The organism is Mediterranea sp. ET5 (assembly GCF_023337025.1).
Classification (GTDB): domain Bacteria; phylum Bacteroidota; class Bacteroidia; order Bacteroidales; family Bacteroidaceae; genus Phocaeicola_A.
The window spans coordinates 49,984-74,148 of sequence record NZ_JAMBLN010000003.1; the positions used below are offsets into that span (position 1 = coordinate 49,984).

The window sequence follows — 24,165 nt, forward strand, 5'->3', positions numbered from 1 at the left end:
GCACTCTGTCGTTAAATGCCCGCCTCTTTCAGCGGAAGCACTTCAATCCAATAGTCGTCGGGGTCGTTGATGAAGTACAGCCCCATCGCCTCGTTTTCGAAGCAGACGCACCCCATCTCCTTGTGGAAACGGCGCACCTCGTCATAGTCTCCGGGCACACGGACGCACAGGTGGCTCTCGTTCTCACCCAGCTCATAAGGCTCCGTGTGGTCGCGCAGCCAGGTCAGCTCCAACAGGAAATGCCCGGTGTCGTCCGTCAGGTAAACCAGAATGAACGAGCCGTCGGCTGCCTCCTTGCGGTGGTGCTCATGCAGGCCCAGTGCCTTGTGATAGAACTCGATGCTGCGCTCCAGGTCGAGCACATTGATATTGAAATGGTCAAATCTTGCTTTTATTTCCATAGTTATCTGTGTATTTAGGTGTGACAAACAGGGAATGAGAAGCGAACGTCACTTGCCGATGGGCTGAACCCGGCTGCGCGTCTCCCGGGAAATCTCCAGGAACATGTAGTTGCGCTCGCCTGCCTCGATTTTGTCCTTGCTTTCTTCATACTTGCGCGTGGCATACTGCTTCGACTTCTCGAACGTCAGCCGCGATACCTCAGCCTGCGACTTTCCCACCACGGTGGAGTCCAAGGCCTCTTCGGGGAAGAAGTCGTCGAGATTGACTTCGCCGATGAGCGTCGTCTCCAGGAAGTTCACGTGCTTGTGCGTCTTGTCGGTGTAATACCCCACGAACATGTGTCCGGGGAGACGCACCAGGATGGGATTGATGTTGATTGCCTTCAGCAGGGAAGCGAACAGCACACTGCCGTCCACACAGTTGATCTGCGCGGCAGCCAGAGCGTCGTCAAACGTACGCACGCGCTGAGCAAAGACCACATTCGACGACAGGCTGGTGTTCGAGATGGAGCTGTACTTGAAATTGCGCTTCTGCAACACATACCACAAGGCATACACCTGCCGGTCAACCTGCTCTGCCGTCCCCTGGTAGCCCCAGAAACGCTTCACGATGCGCGCATTGAGAGCCTCCCGGAGCACTTTGTCTATCAACGGATTCTCCTCGTTGACATAGGCGGCAAAGAAGATGCCGGTGTCGTGATACTTGTTGCGGGAGTCCAGATAGCCCAGCAGGCACTCGTTCACGCTGCGCACCGACAGGGTCTTGGTGCGTACGGGCAACTCCTTGCCGTCCATCTCCATCCGGACGGTAAAGGTCAGGGGAGTGGACTGCACATTGTTCTTCAGCGCTTCGTAGTTCCACACGATTTCCGGATAGACGGTATATTCCGTTCCTGCCTTCGGCAAGACAAACTCCGAAATGGATTCGGAGAAGAAAGGCGACTCCTTCAAGGTGACCCTCACACGGGTATTGGCACGCCCGGAAGTCACACGCAGGGCAATGCCTGACAGGGGCTTGCCGACGTAGTTGCTGTCGGCAGGCACCATGATTTCGGCATCGGTGGCAGCTGTCGAGAGAATGGCGGACGGGAAGATGTTGCCACCCAGCTCATCGGTAATCTCGAAGCCGCGGTCCCAAAACAAATTGCGGCATACGTAAAGCATGCCGCAAATGACGGCCAGGGACGCCCCGACCAAAATCATCAACCTTCCTGTGCGAGGACGTTGGGAGAGCATCATGACTTTATCTCACAGCGATGCTTTCCACCTCGACCAGAACGCCTTTCGGAAGCCCCTTGACGGCAACAGCCGAACGGGCAGGGAATGCGCCTTCGAAATACTTGGCGTACACGGCATTCATGTCAGCGAAATAGGACATGTCAGCCATGAACACAGTGGTCTTCACAACATTGGCAGTAGTCAGCCCGGCTTCAGCCAACACGCTCTTAATGTTCTCGAACACCTGGGTGGTCTGTTCGGTAATTCCGCCTTCGACAACCTCACCGGTTGCAGGATTGACGGGAATCTGTCCGGAAAGGAACACCATACCGTTCACCTCGATGGCTTGGCTGTAAGGACCGATGGCTGCAGGAGCCTTCTCTGTTGCGATAACTTTCTTCATAGTGCTGTATCTTTTTAGTTAAACCAATTTGTAACGCTAAATTACACCATTTATGCGTATGACACGGCATCATGCAGCAAGTTTCTCCAACCTTTTGCAATCCTTAACATCATTCGGACGCGGGGTTACCGGGGAACCGCCTTTTGACGGTTTGCAACCCGTTATCCTCTTTTTGCTGACATGATTTGCGGATTTCAGTGTTTTCGGCTGACGCGTACTTTTCAAAAATCAGGCAAACCAGCACGCGAACGTGAACGTATGTGAATGAAAAGCCCCGAAAACGACCTTGATTTTAGAAAACTATACATCTGATTTCTGGAATATTTACGTTTTAACGCTCAAACAATGTTGTTTGACCTGCGAAACACAAGTGTTTGACTCGTCAAACAATATAGTTTCACCTCCCCAAACAATATTGTTTCGTCCGTGAAAGTCAAATCTTCGGAGAATGAAATGCAAAAAGTGCAGGTTTCATTCGCTGGAAGGTGAGTGGCGTCAACAAATCGGAAGGTTTCACTCTGCACGGTACAATCTGTGTCCGATGTCAGGCGGAAGGGATTACGACCAGACAGACTTTCCGGAAGAACATCTTCCAAGGCGAATGGGTGACAATGTGTATTTTGCGAATCGCTCCAGAATGCCACGAAATCCACGAAACTGCATTTGGATGCGAGGAAAGGCACTGTGGAGGCCTTTGTTTGACAAAATGTCAACGGCAGTCTTCCGTTGTGCACAGGTTCCGCATCCGCGTCTGCAAAACGGAATACCGGCAGGTCACAGTGCCACAAAATGAAGCTGCGAGGGACGAAGATTTGACTTTTTGCGAAATTTTTGTCGCCAAATGATACGCGGTTTCAATATTATCACTACTTTTGCGGCTACAATAACAAACCAAGGTTTCACTCCGAAGCCGAACCAATCAAACGAATTTAAATAAAATCAAAAACACTGTCTCCTCCCCCATTTCCTGTATCCTGTCGGAACGTGTCATGTGGGACACTCTAAAAGTGGGATAACTGCGTTTATTTCCTACAATGCAGGAACTGAATCCGTAAAACAAAAGGAGGACAAAAGATCATTTACTTATATGTATAATATCATTCAATTGAACGACAAATCCTTGTCGGAACTGCAAACTATTGCCCAAGAAATGGGAATCACCCGCATCCATTCCTTCAGGAAAGAAGAACTCGTCTACAAAATCCTGGACGAGCAGGCCATCGCCGGTGCTTCCAAGAAAGCGGCTGCTGACGCGGACAAGAAGAAAGACACCCGCAAGCGCTCACGCATCGCCGGCAAAGAGAAAAGTGAAAAGGTGAAAGTCTACACCGCCAACCAGAACAAGGCCGAAAAAGTGGAAGAACCTAAGAAAACAGCTACACCTAAACCGTCCGCTGAACCTGCGGCTGAAAAGAAAGACACCAAGGCTGCCGCCGACACCGACACGACAGCTGCTACCGACGCTCCGAAGAAACGGGGACGCAAACCGGGCAGCAAGAACAAGGTGACACCGGCAAAAGAGAAAGAGATAAAGGCTGAACCGGAAACGACTCCGGCTGCTGCCAACCAGGAGGTCAAGGCTGATGCCGCTCCGGTAAAGGAGGCAACTGTCCCGGCAGCACTCCCGGCAAAGAAGGAGGCTCCCGCACAGGAACCTGCCGCCAAGGAGACCGCCAAGCCTGAGGCAACAGCCCAACCGAAGATTGCTGCCAAACCGGCTTCCGCTGCCAAACCTGCCAAAGAGGTACCCCTGCTCGAAGAGCTGGAGGACCAGTCGGACAATGACAACGAGGACGAACTGCCCACGGACAAGCCTCAGCAGGAAACGACCGGCGAAGCTACCTCGACCGGCGACGAATTCATCCCTATCGAAGACCTCCCTTCTGAAAACGCGGAAATCCCCAGCGAGCTGTTCACCAAGTTTGAAGCGACCAAGATGGAACAGCCGGCAGCGCCCCAGCAACCGAACAACAATCCCAACCAGAACCCCAACAACCAACGGGCACGCCGCAACAACAACAATAACCAGCAACGTTTCTACAACAACAATAACAACAACCAGCAACGTCCCTACTATCAAAACAACTACAACAACAATTACGGGGGCGACAACTTTCAGTCCGAGCGTGGCTACCAGAACAACCGCCGCATGCAGGAATATGACTTCGAGGACATCCTCGCGGGCATCGGTGTGCTGGAAATCATGCAAGACGGCTACGGCTTCCTCCGTTCGTCGGACTACAACTACCTGTCTTCGCCTGATGACATCTACGTATCCCAATCGCAAATCAAGCTGTTCGGGCTGAAGACGGGCGACGTGGTGGAAGGTACCATCCGTCCGCCGAAGGAAGGTGAGAAATACTTCCCGCTGGTGAAGGTGAACAAAATCAACGGCAAAGACCCTGCAGTGGTGCGCGACCGTGTCCCCTTCGACCACCTCACCCCGCTCTTCCCGGATGAGAAGTTCAACCTCTGCAAAGGATACAACGACAACCTCTCGGCACGCGTGGTGGACCTCTTCGCTCCCATCGGCAAAGGACAACGCGCCCTCATCGTGGCACAACCGAAGACCGGTAAGACCATCCTGATGAAGGACATTGCCAACGCCATCGCCGCCAACCATCCCGATGTCTACATGATCATGCTCCTCATCGACGAACGTCCGGAGGAGGTGACCGACATGGCACGCAGCGTCAACGCGGAAGTCATCGCGTCGACCTTCGACGAGCCTGCCGAACGCCACGTGAAGATTGCCGGCATCGTACTGGAGAAGGCCAAGCGCATGGTGGAATGCGGTCACGACGTGGTCATCTTCCTCGACTCCATCACCCGTCTTGCCCGCGCCTACAACACCGTTTCCCCGGCATCGGGCAAGGTGCTCTCGGGAGGTGTCGACGCCAACGCGCTGCACAAGCCCAAACGTTTCTTCGGTGCGGCACGTAACATCGAGAACGGTGGTTCGCTCACCATCATCGCCACGGCACTGATCGATACGGGTTCGAAGATGGACGAAGTGATTTTCGAGGAATTCAAGGGTACGGGTAACATGGAGCTTCAGCTCGACCGCAACCTCTCGAACAAGCGTATCTTCCCGGCCGTGAACATCGTGGCATCGAGCACACGCCGCGACGACCTCCTGCTCGACAAGCAGACGCTCGACCGCATGTGGATTCTCCGCAAATACCTCTCGGACATGAACCCCATCGAGGCAATGACGTTCGTCAAGGACCACCTGGAACGTACGAAAGACAACGAAGAGTTCCTCATGAGCATGAACTCATAACCGGAACTCCCACCACCATAAACAAGCCCGGATGTTTCACATTGTGTGAGCCATCCGGGCTTTCTGCATTGAGGGTTGTTTATGAGAGAGAAATGTAGGGTGCAATCATTCTTTCATGCCGCCCAGCCGTCACGCTTAATTGGGGAACGAGCTCTGGTCTCCCCGGTTGTAGTTGAAATCTACAGACGTGGTGTAGGTACACATCTTCATGTTTCCGTTTCCTTCAATCTTCCGAACCAGTTTGCTGGGACGTCCGATTTCTAGGTCATACATATACAACCGGTAGGCATCTCCCTTCTGTGTGCCGACAACGAGATGGGTGAAATTGTAATCGGCATCACCATTGAAGTTCTGCCATTGGTAGGACAGGTAGGTGATGGTCTCATCCGATGGGATTCCCTCCAGTGTCAGCGGCGTGTCTTCCTCCGTATAGTTCGTCAGATTATACACATAGACCTGATTGTTGTAGACAAAGTACATGTAAGATGCTGTCAGCTCGTTCACGGCAAACTCGGTGGCATTTGCCAACTTGGAACCCGGTTCCAGCTCCATGTGGCGGGTTGCCTTGAAGTATCCGTCCGTTCCTGACATGGAAACTTCGTGCAGGTATCTCTTCCCGTCCGCACCTTCCAGTATGAAGTACGCATTGTTCACTGCCAGGTTGGAACCACAGGACAGGCAGGTCAAGCCTTCGGTTGAGAAACCATTGTTGTCGTATGTACCGAAGACCTGTCCGAACTGGATGTTCTCGGAGACATTGACACACTGATTCTGCTCATCCCAGAAGAAGACATTGTAGCTGCCGTCGCTGCAGACAAACTGGCTGCCTCCGTTCGTTCCCGTGCCGTGCATCTGGAACGTGCCCGATGTCGGCATCATGGCATACACGTAGCTCATGTACGTACCCTTGCTGGAGAGGAAGAAGTTCGAGGCTCCAAAAGAGAAGGCGGTGTACGGCTTCTCATCCGCTGCCATACCTCCGTTCAGCACATCGCTCCGGTCATGAATCTTCAGCATCGAATTGGTGTCATAGAAGCCCAGGTCGCCCTCCTCAGTCGTCACACAAATGGTATGGGCACCCTGGTAATCGCCTGCTTCATCCAGATAGCCATGGCTTGCCACATTGCTGATGAAAAGCGGTTTGCCCTTCAACGTCTCTTGCCCGGTCAGAGTCAGTATGTTCTCCTTGATGGGAGTATCCTCGTTCACATACAGGTCGAAGTCGGTATTGCCGTCAGCCGTCTCCTTCAGGATGTAGAAACCGCGGGTAAACTCGGAACCGACGTCAAAACGGGTCGAAGCCGTAGCGAAATAGCCCGTCGACTCGGAATAGACTTTCAGCTTGATGGTGTATCTGCCGATGGGGCACTCGACCGGATAGGTCAGCTTCTTCTCGGTCCCGATGACCTCGGATGCATACGTATCATCGGTCCTGTTTCCACTGGAACCAAACTCTTTCGAAGGTTCCCAGATGGACCATTCATACTTCAGGTCGGTATAGTTGCTCTCAACCACAGGGTCTATCTCCAGCACTTCGCCGCTATAGGAAATGTTCGCATAAGACTCCTGAATGCCACTGATGGTGATTTCATCCACATCGTGGTACGTATAATTGCCATCGTCGTCAAAGCACGACGTCAGACTGAATGTCAACAATGACAATAAGACTATAGATAATCTTGTTTTCATAACAATCAGATTTTAATTAGAATATCGGAATTTCTACAACGGTTCCGTCAGCTTCCTTCAGCAGACCCAGCCCATTGGCTTCACGTTCGGCATTCAACTCGCTCAAGGCTTCTCCGGCTCTGCGCGCCATACCCATGAGCACCATCTGGTCCGTATAGTAATACGCCAGGATTTCTTCTTCGATGTATGCATCGTCCCAGTTGCCGCCGAAGGTCTGAATCAGGAAGAAGTGTTTCTCTGTTCCATATTCGCCGAAGAACCACTCCATGGTCCCGTCCCAATTGTTCGGCCGTACGAGCTGATCGGCAATCAGGACGCTCCGCGAAGCTCTTTCCTTGACACTCTGCCCGAAATACTCGTTGGGCTTGAAGGTTATCTTCAGGGTGTAATTCTCCTCCTTCAACGAAGCGTCGCGCAACAGTACGATGGGCAACTTGGTTTCCAGCTGATTGGCAGGGAGCTTGTAATATGCCGCCAGCTGGGCATCATCAAACGCCACATAGTGCTTTCCCGGCACGGCATCGTTTTCCCCGGTCGTCACCTGCTCCAGCGCAATCGGACGGTCGTAATCTTCTAGTGTTCCATATAGCATGACATCCAACCACACGGTATCAATCACCACATCGTCTTCATAATAAGCGAACGAATTGGACACGAGCGAATCCTCTGTATTCTTATAGACGAAAGCCATGCGGCTCTCCGGGTTTGGATTGATGGACAGGTCCTTTTCACAGCTGACGAACAAGGGAGCTGCCAAAAGCATCCCTGCCAGCAAGGTATCATATATTCTTTTCATAGCTATTTCCTATTTACCGGTTCGTATTATATTCTGTGTTGGGCACAGGAAGGATGTAGTCGGCTTCTCTCATGTCAACGTCCTCCTTCGACCACAAATGTTTCACGTTGTTCCGCTTATAGTAGTAGAACATCTGTCCTTCAGCGAAGAATTCACGACGGTATTCCTTTTCCAGTTCCGTCCGCATCTCTTCGGTGGTAGTAAATGCCTTCGGTGAGGAACCTTTCGACTTCATGTAAGTCGCATACAAGTCATTCGCCTCGTCCAACGTCGAAGCTCCTTCAACGGCAATCAGATACATCTCCGACAGTCTCAGCATGGGGATGCAGCCTGACGGACTGTCTTCGTCCGCATAGTATTTCTGGGTGGTGCCGTAGTAGTGCTGTTGTCCGTCGTTGATGACTGCCCACAGGTATTGCGCACGGATATCGGTTGCCGCATCAAGTCCCTGCAACAGGTCGTTCAGCATGCTCTGGGGCAACAGGTAGGTTCTGTCGCCTTGTGCCTGACTGGACTTATTGCCGTTCAACAGGCTTCTTGCCAGTCCGTACAAATCGGGGACATACAACGAGAAGAGACATTCAGAGGGGGAAGCAAACAGACGCGGATTATCGTCAGTCACCTCTGTATCCGGACGTCCGTAGTCAGTCGCAGAGCTCAGCTCCACCACCTTGTCGCCGGAGGCGGTCGTCGCATTGATGACTTCCATCGCAATGTCGTGCGCCTTTTGTGCCTGACCAAGGTACATGTACATACGGGCCTGGAGTGCCTTCACCGCCCAATAGTTCATACGATACTGGCGGGAATACATGAAATCATCATCCACCGACACGTCCTCATATCCTTCTGCACCGATGTTGTTCAGCTGGTCCATCGTGTACTGGAACACCGGGTCGTTGTCCTTCATCAGGGATTCCGCCTTGTTCAGGTCGCTTTCCAGCTTTGCCACAAACTCATCGAACGAATAGTAAACCAGCGGGTCCTCGATGCTCGTCACCTCGGAATAGGGCAATTCCACCTGCGTCGTGGCATTCACCGGAAGCTGTCCGAACAGACGGAGCAAATCAAAGTGGCACAACGCACGGATGGCATACGCCTCGCCCTCCACAACTGCGCGGGAGTCTTCTTCCGGGATGTTCTGCCCGTGCTCCGGACACGCCTTGATCACCATGTTGGCTTCAAGAATGGTGTTATAGAATGCCCCATAGATGCTGCGGATGGCAGTCTCGGTCAAGTTATGCGAATAGTTGTGCTCACGGAAATAGGCACTGGTCAACATACCGTCGGTGTAGTTGTCGTTACCGACGTCCAGGCTCCACAAGCATGCCAGCCCTTCGATGTCAGTCATGGTCAGACGGGTTCCATACAGGTCCGATTTGAGCAGGTCAGAATAACAGCCAGCCAAAGCTCCCTTGAAACCGTCATAATTGTCAAACATGTGGTCAGCCTTTTTCTCCGTGTTCTGCTGCACATCCAACCAATCGTTGCAGGATGCGAACCCACATGCCAGCAATGCTGCGATTGCCATTGAGATATATTTCTTCTTCATAATCGAGAATTCATTTTAAGAGTTAGAATAAGAAGGTTACGCTACCTTGAATGTTGCGTGCAAACGGATAGCTGGTACCTCTTTCATACTTGATGGAAGAGAAGTGCCACAAGTCGGACATGTTCACACCGAACAGAATGCTCTGCAAGCCGGTTGCCTGCTGCAGTCTGGCCGTCGAATAACGGTACTGCAGGCTGACGGACTGAATGTCAAACCAGTTGTCATCCATCACGAAACGTGAAGTGGCATAAGTCGCCTCGTTGCTATAGCCCTTGAAGAAGGTCTTGTCGCCCGGTTTCTGCCAACGGTCGCTGAACACGCGCTGGTCTACATTCTGACGGCCGATGGTGAGGTTCGTCACTTCCACGCGGTCGATCAACGTACTGTTGTATGTCTGGCCACCCCACTGGTATCCGAACGATACGTTCAGCGTGAAATCTTTCCAGCGGATCATGGTGCTGGCATTTCCACGATAAGGAGAGCCATAAGTGGCGTCTACACCTGCATAAACGCGGTCTGCCGTGTTCCATACGGTAGTCGGGTTGCCGTTCTTGTCCAAGTAGATTTCCTTACCGGTAGCCGGGTCGATGCCCAAGGAACGAACGACATAGATACCGTATTGGGGACGTCCCTCATAGAGCAGATTGGCTGGAGAGGTGTTGGACAAGTCACCGGTGGAGACGTACTCATCGTTCTGTGCCTTGATGGCATCAGACAGCTTGATGACCTCATTCTTGTTGTAAATCAACTGTCCGCTGACCATCCAGCTGAAGTCACGCTCCATGTCCCGGATGATATAAGCGCTCAAAGAAGCTTCGAAACCACTGTTGCGCACCTTGCCGACGTTGGCTGAGTAAGAGGAGAAGCCCATGGCAAGAGGAATATTCATGTGGGAAACCAATCCTTCCGTATCCTTGATGTACCAGTCGAAAGAACCGGTGATGCGATAGTCGAACAGGGAGAATTCCAGACCGATGTTCGACTCACGTGTCTCCTGCCACGTCAGGTTCTTGTTTCCAAGACCCTGCAGGTGGGCGGCACTCCAGCTCAGATAACGGTCTGCTGACAGGTAATTGTACATGGTCTCCACGGCAGCCTGGTTGAAGTCCATGGCACCCGTCACACCGTAGGAAGCTTTCAGACGCAGGTTGCTGATGGCAGGCGTCAGACCTTCCATGAACTTTTCATGGTGCAGGTTCCATCCCACACCGACACTCCAGAAAGGAGCGTAGCGCTTGTCTGAACCGAACTGGGAACTACCGTCGATACGATAGGAACCATCAATGAAGTAACGGTTGTCATACGTATAGTTGACGTTGCCGGTAAAGCCGATGCGGCGGTCAATAATCTGGCTACCCGTCGGGGCACCTCCTTTTTGATACTGCAAGGCGTTGGTGATGAACGACAGGTCTTCGTTGCTGAAGCCTTCGGCTACAAATGAATAGTCACGCGTCTTGCTTTCCGATACCGAATAATCAAGACCTGCATACAGCTGGTGTACATCCTTGAACGTCTTCGAATAGCTCAGCGTCAGACGGCCGTCGTAAGTGAAGGAGTCGCTCGTTCCGTACGTATAGCTTCCCTTCCGGCTGATTCCCTCCAGTCCGGCATATTCCAGATTATCCGTCTCATTGAACATGGAGTGCTCGGCGGGATAGAACAGGTCGCTTGTACCACGGGTGGTGGACAATCCCAGCTGACCGCGCAGGATCAACTCCGGCAGAATCCGCCATTCGATGGAGAAGTTGTTAATCAATCCCAACGTACGGCTCTTATCGAACGTGTTCAGCATGGCATCATACAGGGGGTTCTGTGACTGAGCGCTCGAACCGGCTGTGGTATCAAAATAACGGATAACATTCCCGTTCTCATCGTAAGGTTTGTTGTAAGGCTGTTGTTGTACATAATTACTAAACGAACCGTAAGGACTTTCGTCGCTCAAAGTGTTGCTAATGTTCGTATAATTCCTAAACAACAGGTTCTTGTAGGTATACATCAAGGTGATGTCGCCATTGAACACACGGCGGGAAGACCCCTTCATGGCTCCCTGTGTATCCTTCCAGGACAAGGAGGTTCCCCAACGGAACTCGTCACGACCACCTTCCAGACGGACATTATAGTTCTGACCGATACCGGTACGCAAGGGCTTGCTCATCCAGTCCGTTTCGACACCGGACAAGACATCCTTCAAACGCGACTTGTAAAGCTGTTCGTATTCCATCGTTGTCGTCGGCTTACCATCTGACTCATACAGTCCGACCATACGTTCCAGTTCCAGCTTGTCGCGGGCATTCAGCAGGTCATAGGATGTCAAGTCGGGGACTTCGAACGTGATACCGGCCGTAGCGGTCATCTTCAGTTTACCGGGCTCGGGCTGCTTCGTCTCGACAACGATTACACCGTTGGCACCACGTGAACCGTAGATGGCAGTGGCGGAAGCATCCTTCAGGATGGTGATTGATTCGATTTCTTCATCGTTGTAGTCCATCAGCTTGGTCAGGCTGATTTCAAAACCATCCATGATGATGAGCGGAGTGTTGACGCTCTGCTTTGTGGTTTCGTTGAGCTCATCGATGCTCAGCGGAAGAGAAGAGGTACCACGAATATTCATCTGCGGCAGGGAGTTCGGGTCACTACCCATCATGTTGTTCATCGGGATGTTGAGCGATGCATCGGCGTTGCGCAGTGTCTGCAGCAGGTTCTGGCCCTTATACATCTTCAGCTTTTCCTGACCGATGGTAGTTGCCGCACCGGTATAGCTCTCACGCGCCTTGCGGAAGATACCGGTCACCACGACATCGTCCAGGGTCTCGGAGTCCGACTCCAACAGGATTTCCATGGAAGGCAATGCCTCCACGGTCTGTGTCTTCATACCGATGTACGACACCTGCAGCTTGGCTCCATCTTCCACATTGTTGAGTGTGAAGCGTCCCTCAACGTCAGTAGCCGCACCGAGGTTGGTCCCCATGACACGGACCGAAGCACCGATCACCGGGAGTCCGTCCTCCTTTGAAATAACCATTCCAGAAACTTTCTTATCCCTCCCCACGGGTTTTTGACTCCCATTTTTCAGAAGGTTCACATTGATGAAACGTCCGTCGATGACATACTCGAACGGCTTCCCTTTCAAAATCATCTTCAAGGCAGCCTCAACGGTCGCATCCTTCACTTGTCCGCTTACCTGATACTTGCTGACGTCATCATACGAGAACAAAATCTTGTAACCGGACAATCCTTCCAGCTTCTTCAATGCAGCTGACAGATTCTCTCCTTTTAATTCCATCGTGACGCGCTTTCCGTCGTCATTCTGTGCCTGCACCGGAGGGGTGAGCAACAGACTGCAAAGCAACATCACAAGGCTCATTAATCTACATTTCTCCATAATGCTACTTAATTTAGTGAATGTTCATATTTTTCTTCTCTATATATAGTACGTTTCAAAGAAAAAATCGGGCACCATTTTTACGACTTTTTTCTAAGAAAGTTCAAAAAAAATTTGGAGATTTAGTTTATCGGACCGACTAATCAAGCAGCAAATCCCTGTAGAACCATCAGATAACATCTACTCTTGTCATAAAAGAAAAATATTGAGGTTCATCAACGAATTTTGCGATTCGTGAATATTTATTTCATCGGAAAAGGGGGACATTGCCTGGATGGAGGTGTGTAGCGAAAGGCATACAACAAAAGGGGAACGTACCATGGCTGTCAGTTCGCTTCCGCAAACCTCCAGCACGGGTACGTTCCCCTTGCAACGGTTCAGACTACCGACTTATTGACCTGTCGCCTCGTCTATCTCATTTATCAGTTCGTGATGGAATATTTGCATCTGCCGAAGGTATAAGGTGCCTGGGTCATGTATAGGCACATCTTTCTGCATTGAGATACAAGACTGCTAATTGGGTAGAGAGTTGTTTTGTTTCCGGATGATACCGCTATATACTGCAGAAGACATGTAAACACACATCTTCACTTTCCCTTGACCTCCAAACGACTTCACAAGATTTTTAGGCATACCGGCTTTCAAATCATACATGTAGATCTTATAGTCATCTCCCTTTTGTGTACCAACTACCAGGTAAACGAAATTATTATCCTCGTCATTGTCATAATCCTGCCACTGATAAGACAAATACGTAATAGTCTCGTCAGCAGGCAGTCCCGGCAAATTGACAGGAGCTGGGTTCTCTGTATAATTCGGCAAGTTATACGTATATAGCTTATTATTATATACATAATAAAGCACATTGGTTGTTTTGGCATTCACTGCATAGGCTGTCGCTAATGCCAACTTAGAGTCTGCCGGAATTTCCACACGCTTGTTTGTATGAGGAGTCGGGGTATTTTTCCCTACCACAGGGGCAGCCATTTCATAAATATATTGTTTCCCATCCTTATCTTTCAAAAGAAAATAGCCTTTGGCATCAGTCTGTGAAAGCCCACACATCAAGCACTCCATTCCCTTGGTAGAGAATCCATTCTCATCATAGGTAAACATTCCTCCAAACTGCATGCAATCTGCACAATCGATACGCTGCTCTTCGTTATTCCAATAATAGACAGTATATCCACCATCGGTCATTACAAAACGACTGGCACCTCCTGTCTTCGCAGGGATTCCTATGGCTCCTGAAGTCGGCATCATGCTTGGAATATATGCCACATTACATCCTCTTCCAGTCAGTAAATAATTACTATATCCGTAAGTAAAGGCTAAATAGGGAATCTCCCCTTTATCCAGACCACCCGTAATAATGGTATGTGCATTATGCGCCTGTTCCAAATTTTCTGTATTAAACAGACCAATCTCTCCATCTTGCGTGGTCACACATACGGTATGTATCGCTACAGATTCGTTGTTATCATCCAACATTGAATGACTCTGCAAGGCCCCTAACGCCAAAGGTTTTCCTTTCATAGCTCCATGTCCTGTAGCCGTCAACAAATCAGACAATACATTCCCATCACGACTGTAAAGATCTAATTCCGTATTTCCATCCTTCGTTTCCTTCAATATATAGAAGCCACGCGTAAACACTGTTTGCGCATCAAACCGAGTGGTAGCCATTGCAAAATATCCATTAGAAGATGATGTTACTTTAAGCATCAGTGTATACAGACCTATCGGACACTCAACCGGGTAAGACAACTTCTTGTCGGTACTGATAAGCTCAGCCTTATAAGGTTCCTCATTTTCATCCCAATTGCTTGAGCCTTCTCCCTCTTTATCGATACTCCACATATACCATTCATAAGTCAAGTCAGTATAATTGGACGTAATGACCGGATCAATCTCCAGCACCTCTCCGTTGTAAGAGTTATTACTGTACATTTCAGCCAATCCCTCAATCTTAATCTCCTCTACATCCTTATAGGTATAGTTTCCATTATCATCAAAACATGAGGACAATAAGAGGGAGACCATTGCCAACAGACCATAATATATCTTTTTCATAAGCCGTAATCACTTTAAATTGTTAAAACTTAACGAGCGCGTTGTCATACTCTTCTCCCTCCCGTAGGGGTTCCTTATGCGTGGCATTGTATTGCTTGACCGCATCCCGCAATTTATATTGCAAGCCGAACAGTACGTTCTGATCGCTGCTCAAATACCGCTTTACCTCGTTATCCACATACTCATTATCCCAGCGGAAACCTGTCACATCAATCATAAACTGATGTTTAACCTTTCCATAACGACCAAAAAAGTGTTGGCAATAAAGACGCCAGTTATTCGGCATCAGCAATTGGTCAGAAACTGTCAGCGTACGATAAGCACGCTCTTTTGCAGCAAAAGTAAAAGCCTCATTCGGTTTGAACGTCAGTTTCAGGATATAATCAGCAGACTTCAACGTTGCGTCCCGTTTAAACACCACTGGTATAGTCGCAGACGTAGCCTTGGCGGGCAATATGTATTTAGAAGCCAGTGAAGGATCATCGAACGGTACGTAATGTTCACCCGGTCGGGCATCATTCTTACCGGTAAGCACCTGCTGTAGGGCTATGGGGCGATCATAATCAGTTACATTACCCAACAGAGAAACCTTCATAAACACGGTATCAATTGTCACATCACTAGGTCCAAAGGCAAAAGAATAACCAAATACAGAGTCACGTTCATACTTATACTCAAACATCAGACCACATGCCTCATTGTTGTATACCGGTAAATCCTTCTCACAGGACGTCAACGCCGGGAACACCGTACAAAGACCTAATAAAAACTTGTATATATTCTTCATAGCTATTTTCATTTATGAGTTAAAAATCAGTATCAGGATTGGGGATAATATACAGCCCTTCATCCATCAACATGCTTTCATTTGACCACAGGCGCTGGGTCTTATTGCGTTTATAGAAGTAAAACATCTGCCCTTCTGCAAAGAACTCACGACGATATTCCTTAGGCAATTCAATTTTCAGGTCATCAAAAGATTTAAAATAATCCGAACGGGATACATTCTTGGATACCATGTACTTCGAATAAAGAGTATTGACCTCCTCCAGCGTAGTGGCACCCTCCATCGCTATCAGATACATCTCAGACAAACGCAACAGCGGAATAATTCCCGGTGAATCTTCTTCCACATAATATTTACTAATAGTCGGGTATTCATGATTCTGCGAGTCTTTAGTATCTGACCATATATCCTCCCGGACATCATTAGGGTCACAACCTACAAACAAATCATCCTTCCATGTCGTGGACATAACCAGATTTCGCTGTGCACTCACAACCCCGGCATTAGTTTCCCCTTCCACTTCCGGCTTGCCATAAAGCAAAGGTACAGAGATATCATGCAAATTAGCAAAATGAAGAGAGAACAGACATTCTGATGGAGAAGAATACACCTTATGAGTTGCCTGACCATAATCCTGAAAACTGCTAAGCTCGACCACATTCTTACCGGAAGCTGTCTTTGCATTTATTACCTCTAACGCAACATCATGCGCTTTCGCCTTGTCTCCCAGATAGAGGTATATACGAGCCTCCAAAGCACGCACAGCCCAATAGTTCATGCGGTATTGACGATAGGACATAAAATCATCATCCAGAGTTACATCACTGTCCTTTGTGCCTACTTGGTTCAATTCTAACAAGGTATATTGTCCGACCGGATCATTCTCTTTCAATAACAACTTAGCTCGCTCAATATCCTCCTTGAGTTTCGAGACGTATTCATCAAAGGTATAATAAGTCAACGATTGTTCAAAGGAGGTAACCTCTGCATAAGGAAGTTTTACTTGTATGGATGCTTCCACGGGAACCTGTCCAAACAGACGCAATATGTCCAAATGCAGGAAGGCACGCAACCCATAAGCTTCACCTTCAACCACTGCGCGCGATTTTGCATCGGATATCACAAGTCCTTTCCCCTCTTGGAAAGCCTGAATAACCCGATTCACCTCCAACACAGCATTATACATATTACTATAGATACTTTCAAAAATCGATTGAGACATCGTTTGACTATAGTCATGATTACGCAGGTAATAGTTTTCCTTGATATAGTCATAATAGTCCACTGACATGTCGAGATACCACAAAGAAGCCAACGCATCTACAGTCGACATCGTCATACGTGTTCCATACAAATCTCTCTTTGTCAAATCAGAGTAACACCCCGTAAGAGCGCCCTTAAAACCGCTGTAATTGTCGAACATCTTATCGGCATCCTTCTCTATATTTTGAGTCACATCCAGCCAGTCGCTACAAGACGGCATTGTCCCCAGCAAACAGGCCGCAAAAAGGAATGAAATATATTTCTTTTTCATAATAGGAATCTTTTACTGTTTTATCAGAATAAGAACGTCACACTACCTTGTACATTCCGAGCAAACGGATAGCTAGTACCTCGTTCGTACTTAATGGAAGAGAAGTGCCACAAATCGGTCATGTTCAACCCGAAGAGTATACTCTGTAGTTTGGCTGTACGCTGCAACCAGACACTATTCCAACGATATTGCAGGCTCACGGACTGTATATCAAACCAATTGTCATCCATCACGAAACGAGAAGTGGCATATGTTCCCTGGTCTCCATAAGCCTTGAAGAAAGTCCTGTCTCCAGGCTTCTGCCAACGGTCACTGAACACACGCCGGTCGACATTCTGGACAGCTATCGTTCCATTCGTGACTTCTACGCGGTCGATCAATGTGCTATTATAAGTCTGTCCTCCCCATTGATATCCAAAGGAGATGTTCAGTGTCAAGTCTTTCCAACGAATCATAGTACCGGCATTTCCACGATAAGGCGAACCATAAGTCGCATCAACACCAGCATACGTGTAGTCCTGCCTATTCCACCTCTTGGTGACATTGCCATCCTTGTCCAGATACATCTCCTGACCTGTTGCAGGATCGATGCCTTGTGAACGGACGACATAAAGTCCATACATCGAGCGGCCCTCATAGAGCAAGTGGGCTGGCTGAGTACGAGCTATAGATGACGAAGCAGAAATAAACTCTTCATTCTGCGCCTTGATAGCATCGGACAACTTAATGATTTTATTTTTATTATAAACCAACTGGCCATTGACCATCCAACTAAAGTCATGCCGGGTATCACGAATCAGGTATGCATTCAGAGAGGCTTCAAAACCTGAGTTACGCACTTTACCCACATTGTCTGAATAGGAAGAAAAGCCCATGGCCAAGGGAATATTCATCGAAGACAACAGTCCGTCTGTATCTTTTATATAATAGTTGAATTCACCGCTAATCCGGTAATCAAACAAAGAGAACTCAAGTCCCAAGTTCGTCTCATAGGTATCTTGCCAAGTCAGTTTCTTATTTCCATATCCCGATAAGTGAGCAGCGTTCCAGCTGACATAACGGTCTCCAGAACTGTAATGATACATGGTACGTGCTGCTGCCGAGGTGAAGTCCATGGTTCCAGTCACACCATACGATGCCTTCAGGCGTAAAGCATTGACCACGGGTGACAGTGGCTCCATAAACCGTTCATGATGTATGTTCCATCCGGCACCAATACTCCAGAACGGAGCAAAACGTTTGTCAGCACCAAATTGAGAAGATCCATCCAAACGGTAGGAAGCATCCACAAAATAACGGTTGTCATATGTATAGTTCACATTCCCGGTAAAACCTACACGACGACTAATAATCTCGCTACCGGTCGGAGCCTGACCAGATGCATAAGACAATGCATTGCTTAAAAAAGGCAAATCCTGACTGCTGAACCCTTCTGCTACGAAAGAGTAGTTTTTGCTCTTGCTCTCTGTGATCGAATAATCAAAACCGGTATAAAGCTGATGCTTGTCTGCAAAGACCTTCGAATAGCTCAACGTCAAACGGCCATCATAGGAGAAACCCTCACCACTCCCATACGTATATCTACCTTTACGAATGATTTCCAGATTCGAACTGTTATTAGCTTTGGTATTAAACATGGAATGTTCTGCCGGATAAAAGATGTCACTTGTCGAACGAGTTGTGGAAAGCCCCAGCTGTCCACGCAGTATCAGCTCCGGCAATATTTTCCATTCGATGGAAAAGTTATTGATAATTCCTAACGTACGGCTTTTATTAAACGTGTTCAGCGTAGCATCATACAAGGGATTCTGTATGGTATTCGAGGTCTTGTGAAGACCCGGGAAATAACGGATCAGTCGACCGTCATCATCATAAGGGCGATAATAGGGCTGCATCTCCACATAGGTGCTAAAAGAACCATACGGGCTATTGTCGCTCAATGTGTTCCCGATATTCGTATAGTTACGGAATATCAAATCTTTATACGTGTACATCAGGGTAATATCACCATTGAACACCCGACGGGATGAACCCTTCATGGCACCTTGCGTATCTCTCCAAGAGAGTGAAGTTCCCCAACGAAACTCCTCGCGACCACCCTCCAAACGCAGATTGTAACTCTGCCCAATTCCTGTTCGTAAGGGCTTATTCAGCCAATCCGTGTCTACACCTGACAGTACATCTTTCAAGCGTTTCTGATAGTCTTTCTGATACTCCAAGGTCTGCGAAGGCTTTCCTTCCGACTCATACAGTCCCACCAGACGTTCCAGCTCCAGCTTGTCGCGGGCATTCAGCAGGTCATAAGACGTCAGGTCGGGGATTTCCAGACTCAGACCGGCGATGGCTGTCATCTTCAGCTTGCCGGGTTCGGGCTGTTTGGTCTCCACTACAATGACGCCGTTGGCACCACGTGAACCGTAGATGGCAGTAGCGGAAGCATCCTTCAGGATGGTGATCGACTCGATTTCTTCATCGTTGTAGTCCATCAGCTTGGTCAGGCTGATTTCAAAACCATCCATGATGATGAGCGGCGTGTTGACGTTTTGTTTCGTGGTTTCATTCAGCTCCTTGATGCTGAGCGGCAACGAGGATGTGCCACGGATGTTCATCTGCGGCAGGGAGTTCGGGTCGCTACCCATCATGTTGTTCATCGGGATATTCAGTGAGGCGTCGGCGTTGCGCAGGGTCTGAAGCAGGTTCTGACCTTTGTACATCTTCAGTTTCTCCCCGCCTATCTTTGTCGCCGCTCCCGTATAGCTCTCCTTGGCTTTACGGAAGATTCCCGTCACCACCACATCATTCAGGGTCTTGGCATCCGACTCCAGGATGATCTCCATCCCCGGCATGGCCTGCAGGGTCTGTGTCTTCATGCCGATGTATGAAACCTGCAGGGCTGTTCCCGGCTTAACATCTAAAGTGAATTGTCCGTTGAGGTCGGTGGCAGCCCCCTGCTCCGTCCCGGCAATACGGACCGAGGCTCCGATGACCGGAAGTCCGTCCTCTTTGGACAGCACCGTGCCGGTAATCTTTTTATCCCCTCCCGTCGGTTTTTTCTTACTCTTATTCAGATGGCTGACGTTGATAAATCGTCCATCGATGATGTATTCGAAAGGTTTCCCCTTCAAAATCATCTTCAAGGCAGCCTCAACGGTCGCATTCTTCACTTGCCCGCTCACCTGATAGTCGCTGACGTCATCATACGAAAACAAAATCCGGTAACCGGACAACCCTTCCAGCTTCTTCAAAGCAGCTGACAAGGTCTCTCCTTTCAACTCCATCGTGATGCGCTTTCCGTCGTCATTCTGCGCCTGCACCGGTGGTGTGAGCAACAGACAACAAAGCAACATCACGAAGCTTAAAAATCTGCATTTCTCCATAATGAAACTTGATTTGGTTAATATTCCTGTTTTTCTTCTCTATATATAATACGTTTCAGAAAAAATTTCGGGCACCATTTTTACGACTTTTTTCCAGAAACTTAAAAAAAGTTGGTGCGGGAGTCCTCAAGCAGGAGTATTCAGGGAAGGTTGACGAACTGTAAAACGAGTCTTTCAAGAGGTGAGGAAGCCGGTGATAAGCAAGAGAATCGGAGGACCAGCACATGGGAATGGCAGTTCCACGCCGTGGGAATCACAGTACCACGCCATGGAACTCACAGTCCCACGCCATGGAACTCACAGTCCCACGCCGTGGAACTCGCAGTCCCAAAGCCTGGAACTCGCAGTCCCAAAGCCTGGAACTCACGGTCCCAAAGCCTGGAACTCACGGTCCCAAAGCCTGGAACTCAGAGTACCAAAGGCTGGAACTCAGAGTACCAAAGGCTGGAAGGCAATCTGGTACTCTCATGTTACCAAATTCCAGGGTTGTAACCGTACAGACTGGAGCTTCAAGCAGACGCTTCAACCCGAATCACCGGAAAGGAGATGGACAAGAAGATACCACCCAAGGGAAAAGATACAAAAAAAAATCCGTTGCCCTGTCGGAAAGAGCAACGGACTCATATAAACGATTTGAGAGATTGTACGGGGAAAATGTCTGAGGCTTATTCGCCTTGGGCAGGAGCAGCCGGTTGTTCGGCGGTATTGCCTTCTGTGGCTGCGGCAGGTGCTTCACCCTGTGCAGGAGCCTGTTGCTCTGCCGGGTTAACCTTGGAAGCGTCGAAACCGGGAATGCCTTGCGGATTAGTCTGACTCTCACGTTGAGCCTCTTGCAGCAAGACAGAGTCCTGTTGACCGGCAGTCGGAAGGGCGTATGCCGAGATGACGCTCACCACAACCATAAAGATTGCCAAGCCCCAAGTGGCTTTTTCAAGTACGTCGGTCGTCTTACGGACACCCATGATCTGGTTGGATGAAGCAAAACCGGCTGCCAAGCCGCCACCTTTTGAATTTTGAATCAAAACGATGAAGCACATCAAAATTGCTGCCACTACGATGAGGCAAACTAATATCACAAATACAGTCATTTTATTTTTTTGATTTAGCGTTAATAATCAAATTCTCTAAGTACTTTATTTGGTCTGCAAAGTAAGTGCTTTTTTTTGGATATTTCAAACTAAGCTTTTTAATTATTTCAAGAGCCTTAGCATATCGCTGCTGCTTGATGTATATTTTTGCCAATGTCTCGGTGAAGTAGCTGTCGTCGATGTCGGCATCCTCGTCGATGTCCACCGACAGACGCTCGTCAATGGCTCCGTCAGTGGAAAATCCGGCTTCTTCGTCCTTCCGCTGGAAAGAGAAGCCTTCATCCGCCTGTTCGATGAATTGGTCGATGAGGGCTTGTCCGCGCATGGGTGCCACCTCGGTTTCCGGCTTCTCGTCCGTCTGTTCCTCCTCTTTCAGCAGATAGGCGGCATAGTCCGTCGCAATCCCATTGCCGATGGCGGCATAGGATGATTCTTCGGGAACGGACGAGAGAAAGGCATTGATGAGCGCCAGGGTGCGGTCGGAACTTTCGTCCGGAGCCGCCTCGCCGGACTTCTCCTTCGTCAGTGGAGAACGGTCTCCCTCGATGAAACGGCAGAGGGAGGCACGATGGGTGATATAAATGATGGCACGGTGCAGCTCTCCGGTGAAGGCAGGGTCGTGCAACAAGTAAAGATTCTTCAGGTAGAGCAGACGGGCTGTCTGATAGTAGGGATAACGCTCCACCAGCCGTCCCAGCACGTCGAGCGAGTCGCGGTCCAGACGGTCGGGGTGCTCTATCCAGGTTTGCAAGTCGGTCATGAGACAAAGGGGGTTATGAAAGGGGTTACCAATTCGCCACCGTGGCGTTGAATATCTGGTCGACAATCTCCTTGGTCATCTCTTCAATCAGCCCGTCCTGTACAGCCGTGAGCTGGAGCGTGGAGTCATAAGTCTGCGACGCGGTAAACCGTTGTTCGAAGTCCTCGGAGTGGTTGGTGTTGTTCACGAAGCGCACATTGACCGTCAGGCGCAGTTCCACCTGGGCAGAATAGCCGTCGGCAGCCACCGCCTTGTTGTAGACATCGTATCCGGTAATCTCACCCGACAGTTCCAGGTCTCCTCCCCGCTTGACGAACTGCAACTTCGTCTGCTGGGCATAGGCGTCCTGCAACTTGTTGTTGAACAACGGTGCCAACGGACCGTACTGATAGAGGGCACGGTTCTCGAAGTTGTTCAGGGTGATGGTCTTCACCTTGTCATAGTTGATGGACGCACCGTTGAAACGGTAGGAGATGGTGCATGACAACAGGGTCAACAGGACGAAGGCAAGGGGGATGCCTTTCCGGATGAGTTTATTCCAAGCCATATTCTTTCAGTTTTCTGTATAGGGTTCGTTCTGAGATGTTCAAGTCTTTGGCAGCACTCTTGCGCTTACCGTGGTTCTTCTCCAGTGCCTTCTTGATGAGTTCGCGTTCCACATCATCGAGCGACAGCGACTCTTCGACATATTCCGCCGCATCCTGTTCTTCAGCGGACGGATGGGGCGATGTGGAGGGGATGCTGATGGTAGGCATCTGGTTGATCGGGGCAGGCATCAGCTGCACGTCGGGGTGTCCGGGATAGTAGGGCACCGACGGCGTGGAAGCCGCAGGGACAGTTCCCGGCTGACGTTCGTTCATGATGTCGTGCACCAGCTTCTTCAACTCGGTGACGTCGGAACGGAGGTCAAAGAGAATCTTGTAGAGAATCTCCCGCTCGCTCTCGAAGCTGGCACCCGACGACGTACCCCGTCCGCCTGCCAGCATGGGGATGCGTCTCTCCTGATGGAGCGGGATGTAGGTCTGCAGGGTCGTGGCATCAATCTCTCGCTTCTTCTCGATGATGGAAATCTGCTCGGTGATATTCTTCAGCTCACGGATGTTGCCGGGCCAGGGATAGGCGGTCAACACCTTGCGTGCCTCGTCGGTCAGCTGGATGGGAGGCATGTGGTAGTTCTCGGCAAAGTCGGAAGCGAACTTGCGGAAGAGCAGGTAGATGTCCTCCTGCCGTTCACGCAAGGGCGGTATCTTGATGGGCACGGTGTTCAGACGGTAGTAGAGGTCTTCCCGGAAGCGTCCGTCGACAATCGCCTGGGTCAGGTTGACATTGGTGGCTGCCACGATGCGTACGTTGGTCTTCTCGACCTTTGACGAACCAACCTTGATGAATTCCCCCGTCTCCAGCACACGGAGCAGACGGGCCTGGGTGGACAGGGGCAACTCGCCGACCTCGTCGAGGAAGATGGTGCCGCCGTTGGCTTCTCCAAAGTAGCCTTTGCGTTCGCCGATGGCACCGGTGAACGCACCCTTCTCGTGGCCGAAGAGCTCGGAGTCTATCGTGCCTTCAGGGATGGCACCGCAGTTGACAGCAATGTATTGCCCGTGCTTGCGGCTGCTGTTCTGATGGATTATCTTCGGGAAATGTTCTTTACCGACACCACTCTCACCGGTGATGAGCACAGACAAATCGGTCGGGGCTACCTGGATAGCAATGTCTATCGCGCGGTTCAACCCTTCCGAATTGCCTATGATACCAAACTTCAGCTTTACTTGTTGTATTTCGGATGTGACCATAGTCTCTTATCTGTTTAGCAGACAAAAGTACG

16 protein-coding genes are annotated in these 24,165 nt (G+C 49.7%); 1 reads left to right on the plus strand and 15 read right to left on the minus strand.

Features of this window, described 5'->3' with window-relative positions:
- Positions 1 to 11 precede the first annotated feature (11 nt).
- From M3087_RS03115 to M3087_RS03125, 3 genes are all read right to left on the minus strand, one after another.
- On the minus strand, positions 12 to 401 hold the full coding sequence (locus M3087_RS03115) for a VOC family protein (RefSeq protein WP_022384253.1): 390 nt from the start codon (positions 399 to 401) through the stop codon (positions 12 to 14).
- A gap of 48 nt (positions 402 to 449) precedes the next feature.
- Entirely contained in the window at positions 450 to 1,565 is a 1,116-nt protein-coding gene (locus tag M3087_RS03120; RefSeq protein ID WP_369861094.1) for a hypothetical protein, read from the minus strand.
- Positions 1,566 to 1,644: 79 nt separating this feature from the next.
- Positions 1,645 to 2,022 (minus strand): RidA family protein, encoded by a 378-nt coding sequence (locus tag M3087_RS03125; RefSeq protein WP_022384251.1) that lies wholly within the window; start codon positions 2,020 to 2,022, stop codon positions 1,645 to 1,647.
- Between the two features lie 1,087 nt (positions 2,023 to 3,109).
- On the opposite strand from M3087_RS03125, the gene rho reads away from it, so the two are divergent.
- Positions 3,110 to 5,305, plus strand: coding sequence for a transcription termination factor Rho (rho, locus tag M3087_RS03130; RefSeq protein WP_249093703.1), 2,196 nt, complete (start codon positions 3,110 to 3,112; stop codon positions 5,303 to 5,305).
- A gap of 135 nt (positions 5,306 to 5,440) precedes the next feature.
- Here the strand turns inward: rho and M3087_RS03135 are convergent, their stop codons facing one another.
- The 12 genes from M3087_RS03135 to M3087_RS03190 all read right to left on the minus strand — a co-directional run bounded on the left by M3087_RS03135 (position 5,441) and on the right by M3087_RS03190 (position 24,133).
- Entirely contained in the window at positions 5,441 to 6,994 is a 1,554-nt protein-coding gene (locus tag M3087_RS03135; RefSeq protein ID WP_249093705.1) for a PKD-like family lipoprotein, read from the minus strand.
- 16 nt (positions 6,995 to 7,010) lie between these two features.
- Positions 7,011 to 7,790, minus strand: a complete 780-nt coding sequence (locus M3087_RS03140) for a DUF4843 domain-containing protein (RefSeq protein WP_106484625.1) — start codon at positions 7,788 to 7,790, stop codon at positions 7,011 to 7,013.
- 13 nt (positions 7,791 to 7,803) lie between these two features.
- Positions 7,804 to 9,339, minus strand: a complete 1,536-nt coding sequence (locus M3087_RS03145; RefSeq protein WP_249093707.1) for a RagB/SusD family nutrient uptake outer membrane protein — start codon at positions 9,337 to 9,339, stop codon at positions 7,804 to 7,806.
- 22 nt (positions 9,340 to 9,361) lie between these two features.
- The gene (locus M3087_RS03150; RefSeq protein WP_249093709.1) at positions 9,362 to 12,721 is read right to left on the minus strand and encodes a SusC/RagA family TonB-linked outer membrane protein; all 3,360 of its coding nucleotides are present in this window, start codon (positions 12,719 to 12,721) and stop codon (positions 9,362 to 9,364) included.
- A gap of 513 nt (positions 12,722 to 13,234) precedes the next feature.
- Complete coding sequence (locus M3087_RS03155; RefSeq protein WP_249093711.1) at positions 13,235 to 14,794, minus strand: PKD-like family lipoprotein; 1,560 nt, start codon at positions 14,792 to 14,794, stop codon at positions 13,235 to 13,237.
- A gap of 22 nt (positions 14,795 to 14,816) precedes the next feature.
- Entirely contained in the window at positions 14,817 to 15,581 is a 765-nt protein-coding gene (locus M3087_RS03160; protein WP_022384244.1) for a DUF4843 domain-containing protein, read from the minus strand.
- 19 nt (positions 15,582 to 15,600) lie between these two features.
- Positions 15,601 to 17,115 (minus strand): RagB/SusD family nutrient uptake outer membrane protein, encoded by a 1,515-nt coding sequence (locus M3087_RS03165; RefSeq protein ID WP_022384243.1) that lies wholly within the window; start codon positions 17,113 to 17,115, stop codon positions 15,601 to 15,603.
- A gap of 23 nt (positions 17,116 to 17,138) precedes the next feature.
- Positions 17,139 to 20,492 (minus strand): SusC/RagA family TonB-linked outer membrane protein, encoded by a 3,354-nt coding sequence (locus M3087_RS03170; RefSeq protein WP_249093714.1) that lies wholly within the window; start codon positions 20,490 to 20,492, stop codon positions 17,139 to 17,141.
- Positions 20,493 to 21,157: 665 nt separating this feature from the next.
- Positions 21,158 to 21,580, minus strand: a complete 423-nt coding sequence (gene secG, locus M3087_RS03175; protein WP_249093716.1) for a preprotein translocase subunit SecG — start codon at positions 21,578 to 21,580, stop codon at positions 21,158 to 21,160.
- A 1-nt stretch (position 21,581) separates the two neighbouring features.
- Entirely contained in the window at positions 21,582 to 22,340 is a 759-nt protein-coding gene (locus tag M3087_RS03180) for a tetratricopeptide repeat protein (RefSeq protein WP_249093718.1), read from the minus strand.
- Positions 22,341 to 22,365: 25 nt separating this feature from the next.
- Entirely contained in the window at positions 22,366 to 22,887 is a 522-nt protein-coding gene (gene lptE / locus M3087_RS03185; protein ID WP_022385202.1) for an LptE family protein, read from the minus strand.
- A complete protein-coding gene (locus M3087_RS03190; protein WP_106484616.1) occupies positions 22,874 to 24,133 on the minus strand; it encodes a sigma-54 interaction domain-containing protein in 1,260 nt (419 codons plus the stop codon). Before M3087_RS03190 ends, lptE begins: the two co-directional genes overlap by 14 nt.
- Positions 24,134 to 24,165: the final 32 nt, after the last annotated feature.